Source organism: Xenorhabdus santafensis (assembly GCF_033949405.1).
Taxonomy (GTDB): Bacteria; Pseudomonadota; Gammaproteobacteria; order Enterobacterales; family Enterobacteriaceae; genus Xenorhabdus; species Xenorhabdus santafensis.
In genome coordinates, this window is the sequence record NZ_VCDN01000008.1 from 1 (window position 1) to 16,455 (window position 16,455).

Genomic DNA, 16,455 nt, shown 5'->3' on the forward strand with positions numbered 1-16,455 from the left:
ATGCTCAAATAAAGTGAGTTTTAAAGAGGTGCCTTTAAAACTTGAGATGGACAGTGTTGTGCTTTACAGCACTATCACCAGTGCTGGAGAGAAAAAATATGAACAGGGGCAGCCTATACCCGTGTTGGATGGAAACGGAAGTGATCAATATAAATTTAGAGCATTAATTAATAGGATAGTCGATAGGAAGATTCAAAATGGCAAAGTTCCATTTAAAAATAGTATTCATGTTGGTCATATAAATTGGTCTCGTGATCTGGCTAATTCTTCTGCTAATATAAATAAAAATGACTTACCTGAGGTCCAATCTATCGGTGATAAAACAGATGAACATGGGTATTTATACGGAACTTTAAAGAGTAACGTTGGTATTGAGAAAGATATTCAAGTGAATGTTAAATATATATCATCAGGACTGGCGGCGAAGAAACAGACAGAACAAGATAATTATGTGCGTTTTAACCCTATTCAAAAACAAGGAGCATTATTTGTCTATTATTACGATCGTGATACATCAAATCCAACACACAATAAGGTAATGGCAAGTAACCTGTTTCAGGATGAAAGTCATCCATATACCTTCTTTGATACGTTGAGTGCGGACTTAGTAGACCCTAACCACCCGTCACTACCCACAGCCTTAGGTAGCCGAGATAAGTTTAAATATAAAACAGATAATCAGGATGTTGTTGATTTAGGAGAAAACAATGGAGGCCCCATTAGTTTTAAGAAAGCAGGTCGGGCACATATCCAAGCAAAAGTTACAAGACCCAATGGGCAAGTCTACTGGTACCATTACAATGTTGAAACGAAGAGAAAGTTACTTTATCCGAAAGATAACCCAAACAGTTATTCTTTAAGTGATAATACATCATGTGATAGTATTGACAACAATCAATATAAGTCTTTAACACTCTCGGATTTTGCTAGAGGAACCTCGCAGATACATTCTGAATTTAATAATATTTTTGATTGGGGAGTATTTATTTTCTTCAGCAATGGTAGGACTGTGGGCGTAACTCCAGGCCAATACTTTATTAAAATTAAAGATGATTCTAAACCTGGAAGTCCCTATGCTATATACGATGCATCAACTAATGCTATAAGCACGGATCCCGATGCTCTTGATAATAGTACAGGTGGGTTGTTACTCTGCACTAATAATTAACAGGTATTAATACTTAATGTTTTCCCTTAAAAAGGCGTGCTTATTATCGCACGCCTTTTAATATTCTATATTTGATGACTCAAATCTGTTTTCTTAATGGTTGTACATATCCAATAGATTTCAAGTTGCATCGCGGCGACAAGGGAATTCATCCCCGAGAGCATAGATAACCGTATGTTTATAAAAACGGCGACTGGGATGAATGAGTACAGCCAACAAAGAGGCAACTTGAAGACGAAAAGTATAATTGAGAATAAATGATAAAAACCTTACGGCAATTCTTTCACTTTTGCTTCTACAACAACGCCAATAATATGGACATGATTATTGATAGGTATCATATTGTATTGAGAATTGAGCGGTTTTAAAAATGTGTCGTACCCTTCAGAAATTAATTGCTTGAATGTCAGTTCTTTTTCACCATCAAGTTTTGCGATAACTAAATTGTTAGTGCTGGGTTTCACTTCCGGATCGACTAAAATGATCATGCCTTGTGGGATGCTTAAGCCATTTGGTGAAGCCATTGAATCCCCTTTAACTTCCAACCAAAAAGCATGTTGTGAGCACTCGACAGATGTTTCGTATCGTTGCGTATTGTTGGCAGGGTATGCGGTTGATGGTTCTTCACACCAATGGCCTGTATTTGCCCAATCGAGCAACGGGTATTGTTTTTGGTTATGTGGCGGGTTGGCAAATATATCATTAATGTCATAGAGAGCATCGACAAGCTCTCTGGCTTGTTTGTCCAGTGATGGGCTGAAATCTGCAATCTTTGCACCTAATTTTTTGGCAAAGAAGGCTGCCATCTCCAAATTAAGGGCATTTATCCCATTGAGATAGTGTGAAATTGCACTTTGCGTCTTGCCAATTTCTTCTGCAAGCGTTTCCTGAGAAATACCAAGCTGCTTTTTTCTGGACTCAAACAGGTCTTTTAAGCGTGTGGCATCTGCAATTTGTTCTGCTGTGAGTTTCTTATTCATGGGGACATTTTAATACCAACGCTATTAAAATGATAAATACTAAAAGTATTGAAATATTCATTACTTTTGGTATTGTTTTGGTGTGGCAGGAGAAAACAGATGGAAAAAATTTCATTATCAGAATATGTAAGGTTGCATGGTCAGGCCAAAACAGCACGTTTAGTCGGTGTACACCAAACTGCTATCAGTAAAGCGTTGCGTTCAGGGCGTAAAATATTTTTGATTTATCAGGAAGATGGGAGCTATAAGGCTGAAGAATGCCGTCCATTTCCCAGCCAGAAACAGAACGTGTCACAGGGGAAATAAATATCAGAAATATGATTAATTGATCTCTATTATCGGTTGGATTTAATTATCCTACTGATTTTATTTGGCTGTTTTTTGTGTATATTGCCCGGGAGAACAAATGGATTCGAATATTCGTCATTATTTCAGAGCAATAGGGAGTATTCTGGATATCATGCCTGCAAACGATTATCATGATAATTTAGATTTTGATTCATCAAGTAAATATTTAATTGAAAATAAAAAAAACCTTCATTGCCTCGGCTCTTTCCCATCTCCGGAGGTATTGAAAGGTTATGAATCAATTTTGCCAGGCTATGCTGAAAGGATGTTCTCTTTGAAAGAACGGGAACAGTCTTTCCAGCATGAAAAACAGAAAAAAACACTTGATGGTCTGCTAAGTAAAGAGAAAAGGGGGCAATGGATGGGGTTTTCCATTGCGATGCTTATCTTAATCATTGCTGCTGTTTTCGCGTTCAGAGAAGAAATATTATTTGCAGGGACGTTAATTACAATCGATTTAGTCGGGTTGGTTGCTGTCTTCGTTCTTGGGCGTAAATCAAATATCAAGTGATTTTATGCAATTTCATGTAGTTGCAGAAAATGTGTGATTATTTTTATTTACTATTTTTTATATTGGTTACTTTCAGTTAAATTTATTTTTATAGTTCTTATTTTATGTCAATAAAACGGATATGACGCACATCGACAAAGATAAAAAAAATCGTATGATAGGATAATGGTTATGTATTGAAAATAAATTATCGTGTTATAGAGAGATAATATGGACATTAAAACTGTATGTGATCTTTACCAATCGGGAAAAAAACTGAAATATCTTTTTTTCTGGGGGCATAAAACTAACCATACTAACCACATCACTAAATCGTGTTTAAGTCAGTGGTATCCAGCTCAATTTATGATAGGTGATATCAAGTACGCCAGTGCAGAACACTATATGATGGCAGAAAAAGCCCGTTTGTTTAATGACCTTGAAGTATTGGAAAAGATTATTAACGCCAAAAACCCAGGCGCAGCCAAAGCGTATGGTCGAGAAATTCGCAGGTTCAACCAATCAACTTGGGATGAACATCGAATGAAAATAGTGATTGAGGGGAATTTGGCAAAATTTTCTCAAAATAAGCCGCTAGCTGAATTTTTATTGAATACAGGGGATAAGATACTGGTTGAGGCAAGCCCGGTTGATCGTATTTGGGGGATTGGTTTAGCAGAGGACTCCCCTAATATTCAAAACCCTTTAACATGGGATGGGTTGAATTTATTGGGCTTTGCATTGATGGCCGTACGTGAAAAACTAAAACAATAATCCAAAAATTAGAACCAAATGGAGTTGGTTCTAAGTCTAAAATTGAAAGGCGGCAGGCATAGCTTTCAAGTGGAAGCTATGCCTCGTTTTTTTGGTCACATAATCACTATCTAATTAATATTATAATTTAATCAATCTTTTCTGTTATAGAAAAAGAAATCAATAGTTATTACTCTGCATTTCATGGTTCATTTTCCGGATTATCTGGGATCGCTGCCTTTCAAGTTACAATTTTCCAATCCTACTCATGAAGGAGCTTAATTTTGTCTGACTCCGTTTTATTCTCTGTGATTAAAAAGCCAGAAGCTGAAGTGCAGTTGTTATTTTTACATCATGCCGGAGGATCTTGTTTTTCCTACATGGAATTGGCTCATAAGTTATCGTCGAGCATTGAGGTTTATGCCCTGGAACTTGCAGGTAGAGGGATACGAATTGCAGAACCTTTTCAGACGGATGCTGAAACCGTATTGTCGGATATCCTGGCTTCGATAAAGCATTTGAAATTAGGGGACGATAAGCCTTTGTTGTTGTTTGGGCATAGCTTGGGGGCAGAACTGGCTTACCACGTTGCCAGAAAGCTTGAATATGAGGCACCCGAAAAGAAAGTTGTTCTTATTCTTTCTGCCCGTGGTTTTTTCGAACCTGAAGATTTGATAGATGACACATGCGAAGAATATTCTGATGAATATGTCGTGAATATCATTAATCAATGTGGTGGAACACCTCAAGACGTTCTTTCGAATCCTGAATTGCGTGATTATTTAATCAGAACAATGAAAAATGACCTGCTTTTGTTGGATTCCCTCACTCGATTACCGAAGACAAAATTAAATACTAATACCAAAGTAATCGGAGGGGATGACGATAGTCGAGTACTTATCTCCCAATTAGAGAAGTGGCGGAAAGTGTTACCTGCCTCCGCAGAACAGCACGTTTTTGCGGGAGGGCATTTTTACGTATTTACTAACAAAACGCTAATTCCTTGGCTTGAAAGACAACTCAACGAATTTACTAAATAGCGCTGTTGGCTACGCTCACCCATCCCTGTCATCGTTTTTATAACCAGATGGATTTCTATGTTCTCGGGGTAAATGAGAGGCATTTGCCTCTCACTGGCGGGCAGATTTGTTCTTGACGAATTTGCCATTTTTTTGTGAGCGCGCTGTATTTTGAAATTCCATATATATGAAAAAAATGAGAATAAAAATAATATCATATTTCCTCAAGGCGTAATGTTTATTGGAATAACCTGTGAAGGCTTTGAAACATAAATATATTAAATATAAAAGACCAGTGAGGTATTTTATAATGGTTTTTAGAATACTTAGCTCGTATTGTTTTGTATTAATGTTGTTCTGCGTGATTATGTAAAAAATAAAACACATATTGCATAAGGAAGCCGTCATGACATCTATTCACCTATCGCCTTTTTCCAACAAAAACAATGATAATTTAATTAATGTGAACTTTGAACATAAAGTAGGGAAGTACACAGCTAAAGATTTCAAATCTGATTGGGGAACATCTCCTGCTTCTTCGTCGGGATTGAATCAAGGTAGGTTAAATATTGTTATCGATCCACAAGATGATAAAAATAAAGTGTTAGAACTGACTTATCTTGCTAATACAGTCGGATCAAAAGCCGGGACATCATTTAATGCGCCGATCAGTGGTAAGCATGAAGCGTTGTGGTTGCAGTATAATGTGATGTTCAGTAAGGATTTTATGTGGGTTAAAGGGGGAAAACTACCGGGGTTAGCCGGTGGGGATCGTCCGTCAGGGTGTGTTGATAATGGCAGCTTCGATGGTTTCAGCAGCCGTTTAATGTGGAGAAATGAAGGCGAGTTGTTTGGTTATCTTTATTATCCAGAAAAAGAATCACGATGTGGTGATTACGTAAAATTAATGGCTTCTTTAAAAAGAGGCGCTTGGTATACTTTGACCCAATATGTGAAGCTGAATAGTGTCGGTAAACGAAATGGAATATACATACAATATATTGATAATAAAGAAGTTGTAAGATTAGATAATATCAAGTTAAGAAATAAAGATAATGTGTTTATTGATGCAATAAAGTGGAGTTCATTTTTTGGTGGATCGACATTAGATTGGGCTCCTCCGGTAGATCAATATGCTTATTTTGATAATTTTACCGTAAGTATCGAAAAACCGAAAAATATTGAATAACCTGATAGATATTAAAAAGTAATATCGTTACATTTTAATGTAATGAACCCAATACTCGGTCTTTCTCTCTGTTTGATTGATATTTATTGATTTGACTGCTTTATTTAATTTAAAAGAATTATAAGGTATATATCATGATCATTTCAGCCTCAACAGATTATCGGGCAGCCGCTCAAGCAAAATTGCCGCCTTTTTTATTCCACTATATCGATGGCGGAGCCTATGCAGAACATACCCTGCAACGTAATACGGCAGACTTATCTAATGTTGAATTACGCCAGCGTGTCTTGAAAAACATGGCAGAACTAAGCCTTGAAACCTGTTTGTTTGGCGAAAAAATGTCAATGCCGGTAGCACTGGCACCTGTAGGGTTAACGGGCATGTATGCACGCCGTGGTGAAGTGCAGGCGGCTCGTGCAGCGGCCAAAAAGGGGATACCTTTTACTTTATCAACCGTTTCTGTATGCCCGATTGAAGAAGTCGCTCCTGCAATTGATCGCCCAATATGGTTTCAACTCTATGTGTTGAAAGATAGGGGATTTATGCGCCATGCTTTGGAAAGAGCACAGGCCGCTGGGGTCAAGAATCTGGTTTTTACCGTGGATATGCCTGTTTCGGGAGCACGGTACCGTGATGCCCATTCCGGTATGAGTGGCCCGAATGCATCTATAAAGCGGATTCTGCAATCATTGACTCACCCTCAGTGGGCATGGGATGTGGGTTTGTGGGGAAGGCCTCATGATCTCGGCAATATTTCTGCATATCGTGGGCAACCGATTAAATTGGGCGATTATATCGGGTGGTTGGGCAGTAATTTTGATCCATCCATTTCATGGAAAGATTTGGAATGGATCCGTGATTTCTGGAAAGGCCCAATAATCCTCAAAGGTATTCTCGATCCGGAAGATGCCAAAGATGCAGTTCGTTTTGGTGCAGATGGTATTGTGGTATCCAATCACGGCGGGCGTCAGCTTGATGGTGTATTGTCAACCACCCGAGCGTTGCCTGCTATTGCAGATGCAGTCAAGAATGACATTACTATTCTCACTGATTCGGGTATTCGTAGCGGATTGGATGTGGTGAGAATGATTGCCTTGGGTGCTGATAGTGTGTTGCTGGGGCGTGCGTTTGTTTATGCACTTGCAGCGGCGGGTGAGGCTGGGGTGTCCAATTTGTTGGATCTGATTGATAAAGAGATGCGTGTGGCAATGACCTTAACAGGTGCGAAATCAATCTCGGAGATTAATTCAGATTTATTGGTACGTGACAACGCATAATCCGCAATCAATATGACTGAATGCGGCTGTTTCGGATTTTTGAGCCAAATTGCGGCTCAGCAGAATTTATGCTGCTGAGCATTGTCACTGTTTTTAAATGGCCTTATTTAAGATGGCTATTCTTAAATAGCGTCAAGCAAGATTTGCCCGTGGGAAAAGAGTTTCGCTTTACCTACCAAATAAACGCGATCGCCATCTACTCGACATAACAATTCACCGCCACGCTGGGATAATTGACGGGCTAGGAGCTCAGTTTTATTGAGGCGTTTTCCCCAGAAAGGAGCGAGCACACAATGGCTGGAACCTGTGACTGGATCCTCATTAACCCCTTTGGCTGGCGAAAAATAACGTGAAACAAAATCAACGGATGATTCGCCTACCGCAGTAATGGCAAGCCCGGGCAAGGGAAGAGCGGCAATTTTATCAAAATCAGGTTGTGTATTGAGGATCTGCTCGATGGAATCCAAAACGCAAATATAGCGATCCGTTGATACGAGTACTTCAGAAACTGTTTGCCCCAATGCGTCTTGCATTACCGGAATCAGTGATTTTTCGTCGTGACAGGCAGTAGTGGGAAAATCTAGGGTAAAAACGCCATCATGATGGGAAACACGGAGCTGGCCTGAGAGGCTTTCGAATGTAAACAAACTATCTTGGGTATCACCATATTCTGCGAGGACAAATGCGGTAGCTAAGGTAGCGTGACCACATAACTTTACTTCGACTTTTGGGGTAAACCAGCGTAAATGGTTGCCTACTAAAAAAGCGGTTTCTGGCAAGCCAATTTCAGCAGCAATGGAAATCAATGTTTCATCTTTTGGCCATTTGTCGAGTAAAACGACAGCAGCTGGATTACCAGAAAATGATTTATCGGTGAACGCATCAACATGGTAAATAGGATACGAAAGCATCAGGTTCTCACTTATTTTTATGATTAAAAATAGAAACTAGAATGTTAAAAATACATTAATTTGTAAAGAGTTATCTTAAGCGATGAAAATATATTCAATCATTGTGTATTGACCTTAGGTGATAATGATTATTAAATAATAATTCGTCGTTATAGTTCTACTAAGGGAAGATATGAAGATCAAAGGAGCTTCTTGCCTGCTGTTTATTTTTTCGGTGTGTTTTTCTCAGGCTTTTGCATGGGATTTGAGCTACAAAAGCAATATACCTACTGATAACAAACCCTCTGACGAGTATCTGAAAAAAAGAGAAGGATTGAATCACGGGCACTGGGACACGAAAAAATTGGCTGAGGATAATGCCTTGGCTGAGAAACGAGAAAATGAGCTTGAGGAATACAAAAATAGGTCAACGCAGCAAAACAATCTGTCATTTTCCTATGATTGGAATGAAAAACGGTTTCGGCCTTCTCCCCAGATGGATAAAACATACTCTATGCAGCATGTAAAAGAACAGACTAAACGTCGGTGCTATAGAGAAACCAGGCAAAAATTAGAAAAAGAGCAGGGAAATGGTTATTCCTATGCTGATATTGCAGATGCCTGTGGCTTTTACTAAGTGTTGTTGAAAGCCATCCCCGTTGCCTGGGGATGGCTTTTTATTATCTAAGCATCAACTTGATGATTTTGCATTACATCTGCAATCAAGATTTGGTTCCCGTTTCGTTCACGCTATTCATTAAACGGCGGATAGGGATAATGAATGCCAGCAGAATTGCTGAGAGAATGACTAATGACAGCGAAACATTGGAGAACAGTTGAGGCAGGTTATCCAGCTGATCTGCCCGCACATTGCCACCGATCAAACCTGCGGCAAGATTTCCTAGTGCACTGGCACAGAACCATAACCCCATAACTTGCCCACGCATATGAGTTGGGGCCAATACTGTCATGGTTGCCAGCCCAATTGGGCTAAGGCAAAGTTCGCCCATCGTCAGCATAAGGATACTGAATGTCAGCCACAAAGGTGAAACTGAGCCCTGTGTTTCCAATACATTCTGTGAAGCAAACATCATGATGGCAAAGCCACCAGCAGCAAGTAGCATTGCAATCACAAACTTACCGATGCTGTTTGGATTCATATTACGTTTTGCTAAAGCAGGCCATAACCAGCTGAAGAGTGGCGCCAGAATAATGATGAAAAGAGGGTTGAGCGACTGAAACCAGACAGCAGGAATTTCGAAACCCAGCACCATGCGATCGGTATAATCATTGGCAAACAGGTTAAAAGAGGTTGGTTTTTGCTCGAATGCTGACCAAAATAACGCGGCGGAAACCAGCAGAATAAAACAGATGAACAAACGAACTTTCTCATTGCGATTTAAACCTGCAAACAGGAACAAATAAGCAAAATAGAGAACAACGCTGGCTGAAATAACATAAACCAATATGTTGGCAATTTTTACAGGATCAAATGGAATGGCATCCACTATTACCAGCGTAACGATCGCAATGATCGCTATTGCAATCATGCTGACCCATTTGCCAACATTTTTGCGTTTTACCATCGGGTGTTCCCAGCTGGAATCTTGCCCAACTTCTTTATCATAGCGGCGCATTGAAGGAATGGTATAAAAGCGGAAAATCAGTAATGCGATTAACATTCCCAATCCACCGACACCAAAACCCCAATGCCAGCCATAATCTTTCACCAACCAGCCAGTGATTAATGCTGCAATTAAAGAGCCTAAATTAATGCCCATATAAAAAAGAGAAAAACCCCCATCACGGCGAGGATCATCTTTCTTGTATAGCGTACCGACGATAACGGTGATACAGGTTTTGAACAGACCAGTGCCAAGGGTGATGAGCAGTAACCCAATGAAGAATAAGTTACTGCTCCAAATTGCGGAGAGGGCGATAGAAAGGTGCCCCAATGCGATGATAATTGAACCATACCAAACAGCCAGACGTTGCCCTAACCAATTGTCAGCGAGCCAGCCACCCGGTAATGATGTCAGATAAATACTGCCAGCAAAAATTCCGACAATTGCAGAGGCTTGTTCACGTGGTATGCCCATACCGCCATCGAAAATTGCGGCGGACATAAACAAAATCAAAAGAGGGCGAATTCCATAGAATGAGAATCGCTCCCACATCTCTGCCAAAAAAAGAGCACTGAGTGGATATGGGTGCCCGAAAAACGTCTTATTTTTTCCATTATTGATTGAAGATTGCATCTAATAATTCTTCCTAAAGATTCATCATCATGGTGGATATGTTTTACAAGTTAAAATAAAAGGTCGCTTTATAATCACATTAAATAAATGCGTTAACATATTCTTATAAAGCTACTTACTTAATTGTTAGTATATTTTTAACACCTTCGTTGCCTTTTGTTGCCACAAAAAGCACATTTTCTATTTTATATTCCACTTTTTAGAGCGAAAGTCGATAAGAATCGCAATTTTGTAATTTAATCATGGATATGTGATCCAGTTACTAGACGCCATATTTTTTTATTCTTTTTAAATAATTTACTTATAAAACAATGTATTAATTTTTATTTGTTTTAATTGTCCTAATTTTTAAAATGACTCTGCAAGTATGGTTTTTAAAATGAGCAGGATTACATAAAAACACTAAATTTTTGTTGGAAATAAGGTATGAACAGATATAACTGCAAAGTTATGCAGGTACTATTAAGTAAGGGGACATTGGGGGGATAACCTCCCGGTCACATAGTTTTCTATGCGACCGGGATTGTTGAGCGGAACATGTACTTAGAACGGGTGAAAAATCAAAAATCCGCTATATAAAAAGGAGCGGATATATCAGTGAATATTATCGTTGTCACCATATAACGATGGCATACCTTCAGGGCGTGTTTTAAAACGACGGTGCAACCACATGTATTGCTCAGGCGCCTGCATAATCTCTTTTTCAATCACCTTATTCATAAATGCCGCAGCTTCCACTTCATTTTTCATCGGGAAACCCTCTACAGCAGGTTGAATAATCAGCTCATAACCTTTTCCATCAGGCAACCGACGGGGGGTAAACGGAATCAACGCTGGATTTGACAGGCGAACGAGAATTGAGGTTCCGGTCGTCGTTGCTGTATGTTCAACTGCGAATAACGGTGCGAATACACTATTACGGGGGCCATAATCATGATCAGGTGCATACCAGACAATTTCACCATTCTTCAGACAGCGGATCATGCCTTTTACATCTTTTCTATCGAGCATGTATTTATTGGAACGGAGCCGCCCCCATGTTTGTAACCAATCCATGACAGGGTTGTCATTCGGGCGGTAAACACCAATGCCTGGATTCAGCATACCAAAAATGCGCGCACCTAATTCCAGAGTTAGAAAGTGGATCCCAACTACGATAATCCCCTGTCCTTTGGATTGCACTGTTTGGATATTTTCTCGTCCCGTGACCTTAAACCAACGCTTAACCCTCCAATCAGGCCAAAACCAAGCCATTCCAGTTTCAAACAAGCCCATGCCGACTGATTCGAAATTTTTCACCAGCCATTCCTGCCGTTGCGCTGGTGGCATTTCAGGGAAACAGAGAGCCAAATTACGTTCGGCAACTTTGGCCCGTTTTTTCAAAAAGCGTTGTGATAACCGGCCAAGTCGAGTGCCTAGCCAGTAAATTGCAGGGTATGGAAGTAAAACCAGTAAATAAAGTATGCCGATCCCCAGCCAAGTTAACCAGTAACGGGGGTGTAAAAATGAACGATGAAAAGAGGGTGCTTGTATCATGTGTTTTCAGTATGTTATTTGTGGAGATACCTACTGCGATAGGCCATAAGGATCATATTTTGCATGATTATGATATTCCTGTGCGCGATATTCAAATGTTTGCTCTATATTGATTGCTCTTCTGCCTGCCGTCAGAGAAGGATCTTACTGCATTGTGCCCGTGTCATGACTTATGGCCAGTGTATCCGGCAAGGCATAAAAACCCCCATTTCTTTCCTTGCCCAATCATTGAAGATGTTGAAAGGTTCTTCAAAAACCAAGGTACGTTTTTGCTCAGAAATTGCGGTAATAAAGCAGCTAGTTTTGGTTTTAAGTAGATTCAGGACACAGATAGATAGATCTAGGTCACAAGAAAAAGTAATATTATAGAAAATAAAAAACCTCAAGTACGTGCTTTAGGTTTCTGGTTAAAATTTTCTATCATAGTCTGGCGTGCCCACCCTGTGGACACAAACAGGCATAAATGCATTCATATCAATGAACTACGAGGATATTTCGTACACCATGCCAGTGTTACATAACCGTATTTCTAATAAAGAGCTGAAAGAACGTATGTTGGCTGAAGTTGAGCCGCGCACAACTATCTCTTTTTATAAATATTTTACCATTTCTGAGCCGCAGGATTTTCGCGATCACCTGTACCAACAATTTGTTGAATTGTCTGTCTTCGGGCGGGTTTATATCGCCAAAGAAGGTATTAATGCGCAAATCAGTGTACCTTCCAAAAATGTTGATGCACTGAAGGCATTGCTGGATAAAACTGATCCGGCACTATTCAATCTGCGCCTTAATATTGCCTTGGAAGATGATGGCAAATCATTTTGGGTATTACGAATGAAGGTGCGTGAACGCATCGTTGCTGATGGCATTGAAGACGAAACTTTCAACCCATCAAACACGGGGCAGTATCTCAAGGCTGAACAGGTTAACCAAATGTTGGATGATCCTGAAACTGTCTTCGTGGATATGCGTAACCACTATGAATATGAAGTAGGGCATTTCGAAAATGCCATTGAGATACCTTCAGATACCTTCCGTGAGCAGTTGCCAATGGCCGTTGACATGCTGAAGGACAATAAAGATAAAAATATTGTCATGTATTGTACTGGTGGAATTCGTTGTGAAAAAGCCAGTGCTTATATGCTGCATAATGGTTTCAACAATGTTTACCATGTGGAAGGCGGCATTATTGAGTATGCCCGCAAAGCGAAAGAAGCAGGCTTGCCGGTAAAATTTATTGGTAAAAACTTTGTTTTTGATGAGCGCATGGGTGAGCGTATCTCTGAAGAAGTTATTGCCCATTGCCATCAGTGTGGTGCGCAATGCGATAGCCATACCAACTGTAAAAATGATGGCTGTCACTTGTTATTTATTCAGTGCCCAGCTTGTGCAGAGCGTTTTGAGGGCTGCTGTAGCGACGCTTGCCGCGAAGAGATGAGACTTCCAGAAGACGAACAACGTGCTCGTCGGGCTGGCCGAGAGAATGGAGCTAAAATCTTCAACAAATCTCGTTATCGCCTAAATGATGGTTTGAATATTACTTCACTTCAATCCATTAAATAACATCTCTTTTGTGTTTTAAATTACCGCCTTATTGGCGGTAATTTAACGTTACGCAATGAATTTATTGAAACAAAAAATTGGCGTAAACAATAAAGAATGATTGCCGTTAGAAATTCATTCGTAAGTTAACAAACATATTTAAAAATATTGTAAATAAAAACTAACTCTATTTTATTAGAGATGTTCATTTTTTCTATAATGTTCCTCTTGTGAGAATAAACCGTGCTATTGCTGATTTTTAATATTTTGGCGATCTTATGATTTTCTATTTCCAGCATCCAGTAATAGATAACTTTACTTTCTTGAGGGCTAAGAATAGAACTATATTCGTTAAAATTAGAAAAGTAATGTTGGATATCATACGATGCCATCTTTTTCAGGCGCCCAAGCAACGTTGTTAGGTACTGTTTTGATAGGATAAAATCCTTATTTGTCAATTGGATGTGATTTTCTCCGAGAGGGTAGGGTTTATTAATATACATATAAATACGCGCTTGATTAGCTAATGAAATAAATAATTCCATCTGATTATTATATTCACAGCAATAGCCATAGTTTGTCAGATTTACCAAAATAATGTCGGGAGAGAATGTCGGGACAATATTTATCGCATCACAAATTGATCCAGCACCGGTTGAAAGTATGTCTGTGTTTACTTTTAGGAATTCAATAATTCCCAGACGCGTATAATGGCATTCGTCAATTATTAATATTTTCATAATTTGAACATCCTTGTTCTTCTGCTGTAGTTGGTTTTAAAAATATACGGTTATATAAAAAATGTATAGTCGGTATAAATACTGGCTAATGTTTAAATATAGTTGACATCAAGATATAGATAACACGTAAATAAGGTTATCATTTTGATGATTAGCGTGATAGTTGAATGTTTGATGGATTAATACAGCCGTATAATACAGTATTGCGAAAAATAATAAACTATACCTACGTCTTCCAAGTGACCGCTTTGTTGGTTGCATTGGTTCATTTTTGCCAGATTTGTCACTTACATGTTGACTCAATGTCACTCTAATTCAAGAGAGAATATAAGGATAAGGCGCGTGTATGGTACATGGTTAGACAAAAGATGGGGTAATGCGTGTTTGATGTTAATGCTGGACACTCAAGGGATTCAGTGACATTGAGTGTCCAAAAGTCTTTGGAGTATAGGAATTGATGGTTAGTGTTTAATGTGATCAAGTTGACTGTATTCAGATGCTTCTATCTTGTCAATTCCAGCCTGTAAAATGCGAATGAGCTGTTTTGCAACGCCTGTGGTTAGCCATAAGGTTTTGTCGACACTGACATTATCAGGGGTTTGGTCCTGGGAAGATGAGTAGTGAATACGTATCATCATCGCGTCATAGGCATCAACCGTACTGATGTCCCAGCCTACAATAGGATGGGTTTGAATTATTTCATTTTTTCTTTCCATACAACCTCCTAATCAGACTGCCGCATCATAATTGATATTATTGACTAAGAGCAAAAGACTCATTCTTATCTTGGAATGAGTAAATAGCAGTATAACCCTTTTTGGCAATCTAAGAAGCGAAAAAGCAGGAATTTCTACTTATCACTGACAGAAATAGTTGAGGGTTATTCCTATTGATTATAACCAAGTGAAGAAAAACGGGAAAATTGTGCGGAAAGTGGATGATTTCCGCACAGTCATCGGTCAGTGATTACTCACAGATTGTGACATCCCAACCGGCATCTTCCCCGGCAAGGAATGGTATCAGCTTTTCATTGCCGCATTCGATGTATTCAACCACGGAAGTTGGTTTGCGTGTCAGTTCAATAAAGCCGTCATTAACAGGTAAATTGTAGAATGCAGGGCCATTGAGAGAGCAGAAGGATTCAAAATGTTCCATTGCGCCAATTTCTTCAAATACAGTGGCATAAGCAGCCAGTGCGGTGGGTGCATTGAAAACACCGGCACAACCACACGATGATTCTTTGCGGTTCAGTGTATGAGGTGCTGAATCTGTTCCCAAAAAGAAACGTTTGCAACCACTGGCAACTGCGGAACGCAGAGCTTCTTGGTGAATATTGCGTTTTAGCACAGGTAAGCAGTAAAGATGGGGGCGGATACCACCAACCAGCATATGATTGCGATTGAACATCAAATGTTGTGGTGTCAGGGTTGCACCTAAATAATCGTTTCCTTCAAGTACGTATTCTGCGGCTTCTTTAGTCGTAATATGTTCAAAAACAACTTTTAAGGCAGGAAATTTTTTGCGCAATGGTTCCATGACTTGTTCGATAAACCGGGCTTCACGATCGAAAATATCAATATGAGCTGCGGTAACTTCGCCATGGATCAGTAAAGGCATCCCTATTTTTTCCATCGTTTCTAATACAGGGTAGATTTTTTTGATATCAGAAACACCGTGACTGGAGTTGGTTGTTGCATTGGCTGGATAAAGTTTGCAGGCTGTGAAAACACCTTCTTTAAAACCTGTTTCAATTTGATGGCTGTCAGTTGAATCAGTCAGGTAACAAGTCATCAGGGGTTGGAAATGGTGGTCAGACGGTATTGCTGCAATGATCCGCCCTTTGTAGGCTTTGGCACTGGCAATATCTGTCACTGGAGGGACAAGGTTGGGCATGACAATAGCTCGACCAAAGAAACGGCTGGTATGGGGAACAATGGTATTTAGCATATCACCATCGCGAAAATGAACATGCCAGTCGTCAGGGCGGCGGATTTTAATTGTATAGGATTTAGTGGTCATGAAACCGGCTCCAGAATATGGGTGAGAAACGTCGGATGCTGATTTAGCATTCCTTAAGCCGGATGAGGATGATAAAACGAAAATAGCTAAATAGCTATTATTGAATGATAAAATTCCATTATTTTTTAAGAAGTAAGATTTTAATTCTATTTATATGAGGGTATTCAGAGGAAATTATCGTATCAAAAAAGGAAAAAATAGAAGTAATAACACGAGGGTGAATTGAATTTGGCTCCTCCAGCTGGA

The 16,455-nt window shown here is 39.5% G+C and carries 16 protein-coding genes; 9 read left to right on the forward strand and 7 right to left on the reverse strand.

The window, feature by feature from the left end:
- Nucleotides 1-1,168: hypothetical protein (locus tag FE392_RS01420; protein WP_319928452.1), on the forward strand; the 1,168-nt coding region annotated here is incomplete at its 5' end.
- Nucleotides 1,169-1,437: 269 nt separating this feature from the next.
- Here the strand turns inward: FE392_RS01420 and FE392_RS01425 are convergent.
- Nucleotides 1,438-2,148, reverse strand: a complete 711-nt coding sequence (locus tag FE392_RS01425; RefSeq protein WP_319928453.1) for a LexA family protein — start codon at nucleotides 2,146-2,148, stop codon at nucleotides 1,438-1,440.
- 99 nt (nucleotides 2,149-2,247) lie between these two features.
- On the opposite strand from FE392_RS01425, the gene FE392_RS01430 reads away from it, so the two are divergent.
- From FE392_RS01430 to lldD, 6 genes are all read left to right on the forward strand, one after another.
- Entirely contained in the window at nucleotides 2,248-2,454 is a 207-nt protein-coding gene (locus FE392_RS01430) for a Cro/CI family transcriptional regulator (protein WP_319928454.1), read from the forward strand.
- Nucleotides 2,455-2,554: 100 nt separating this feature from the next.
- Nucleotides 2,555-3,007: a DUF2335 domain-containing protein gene (locus FE392_RS01435; RefSeq protein WP_319928455.1), complete on the forward strand. Its 453-nt coding sequence runs from the start codon at nucleotides 2,555-2,557 to the stop codon at nucleotides 3,005-3,007.
- Nucleotides 3,008-3,217: 210 nt separating this feature from the next.
- The gene (gene ybiA, locus FE392_RS01440) at nucleotides 3,218-3,760 is read left to right on the forward strand and encodes a riboflavin biosynthesis intermediates N-glycosidase (protein ID WP_319928456.1); all 543 of its coding nucleotides are present in this window, start codon (nucleotides 3,218-3,220) and stop codon (nucleotides 3,758-3,760) included.
- A gap of 263 nt (nucleotides 3,761-4,023) precedes the next feature.
- On the forward strand, nucleotides 4,024-4,779 hold the full coding sequence (locus FE392_RS01445) for a thioesterase II family protein (protein WP_319928457.1): 756 nt from the start codon (nucleotides 4,024-4,026) through the stop codon (nucleotides 4,777-4,779).
- Between the two features lie 385 nt (nucleotides 4,780-5,164).
- Nucleotides 5,165-5,947 (forward strand): polysaccharide lyase, encoded by a 783-nt coding sequence (locus FE392_RS01450; RefSeq protein ID WP_319928458.1) that lies wholly within the window; start codon nucleotides 5,165-5,167, stop codon nucleotides 5,945-5,947.
- Nucleotides 5,948-6,081: 134 nt separating this feature from the next.
- Nucleotides 6,082-7,224, forward strand: coding sequence for an FMN-dependent L-lactate dehydrogenase LldD (gene lldD, locus FE392_RS01455; protein WP_319928459.1), 1,143 nt, complete (start codon nucleotides 6,082-6,084; stop codon nucleotides 7,222-7,224).
- A gap of 122 nt (nucleotides 7,225-7,346) precedes the next feature.
- Here the strand turns inward: lldD and FE392_RS01460 are convergent, their stop codons facing one another.
- Nucleotides 7,347-8,135: a PhzF family phenazine biosynthesis protein gene (locus FE392_RS01460; RefSeq protein ID WP_319928460.1), complete on the reverse strand. Its 789-nt coding sequence runs from the start codon at nucleotides 8,133-8,135 to the stop codon at nucleotides 7,347-7,349.
- A gap of 172 nt (nucleotides 8,136-8,307) precedes the next feature.
- On the opposite strand from FE392_RS01460, the gene FE392_RS01465 reads away from it, so the two are divergent.
- On the forward strand, nucleotides 8,308-8,751 hold the full coding sequence (locus FE392_RS01465) for a hypothetical protein (protein ID WP_319928461.1): 444 nt from the start codon (nucleotides 8,308-8,310) through the stop codon (nucleotides 8,749-8,751).
- A gap of 85 nt (nucleotides 8,752-8,836) precedes the next feature.
- Here FE392_RS01465 and FE392_RS01470 read toward each other — a convergent pair whose 3' ends face one another.
- Both FE392_RS01470 and FE392_RS01475 read right to left on the reverse strand, forming a co-directional pair.
- Nucleotides 8,837-10,372 carry a peptide MFS transporter gene (locus FE392_RS01470; protein ID WP_319928462.1) on the reverse strand — a complete coding sequence of 512 codons (1,536 nt, stop codon included), beginning with the start codon at nucleotides 10,370-10,372 and terminating at the stop codon, nucleotides 8,837-8,839.
- Between the two features lie 594 nt (nucleotides 10,373-10,966).
- Complete coding sequence (locus FE392_RS01475) at nucleotides 10,967-11,908, reverse strand: Kdo(2)-lipid IV(A) acyltransferase (protein ID WP_319928463.1); 942 nt, start codon at nucleotides 11,906-11,908, stop codon at nucleotides 10,967-10,969.
- A 504-nt stretch (nucleotides 11,909-12,412) separates the two neighbouring features.
- Between FE392_RS01475 and trhO the strand changes: the two genes are divergently transcribed.
- Entirely contained in the window at nucleotides 12,413-13,471 is a 1,059-nt protein-coding gene (trhO, locus tag FE392_RS01480; RefSeq protein ID WP_319928464.1) for an oxygen-dependent tRNA uridine(34) hydroxylase TrhO, read from the forward strand.
- A gap of 125 nt (nucleotides 13,472-13,596) precedes the next feature.
- Here the strand turns inward: trhO and FE392_RS01485 are convergent, their stop codons facing one another.
- The 3 genes from FE392_RS01485 to pyrC form a co-directional block, all read right to left on the reverse strand.
- Nucleotides 13,597-14,190, reverse strand: coding sequence for a response regulator transcription factor (locus FE392_RS01485; protein WP_319928465.1), 594 nt, complete (start codon nucleotides 14,188-14,190; stop codon nucleotides 13,597-13,599).
- A gap of 461 nt (nucleotides 14,191-14,651) precedes the next feature.
- Nucleotides 14,652-14,906 carry a biofilm formation regulator BssS gene (gene bssS, locus FE392_RS01490; RefSeq protein ID WP_319928466.1) on the reverse strand — a complete coding sequence of 85 codons (255 nt, stop codon included), beginning with the start codon at nucleotides 14,904-14,906 and terminating at the stop codon, nucleotides 14,652-14,654.
- Between the two features lie 250 nt (nucleotides 14,907-15,156).
- Nucleotides 15,157-16,209 carry a dihydroorotase gene (pyrC, locus tag FE392_RS01495; RefSeq protein WP_319928467.1) on the reverse strand — a complete coding sequence of 351 codons (1,053 nt, stop codon included), beginning with the start codon at nucleotides 16,207-16,209 and terminating at the stop codon, nucleotides 15,157-15,159.
- Nucleotides 16,210-16,455: the final 246 nt, after the last annotated feature.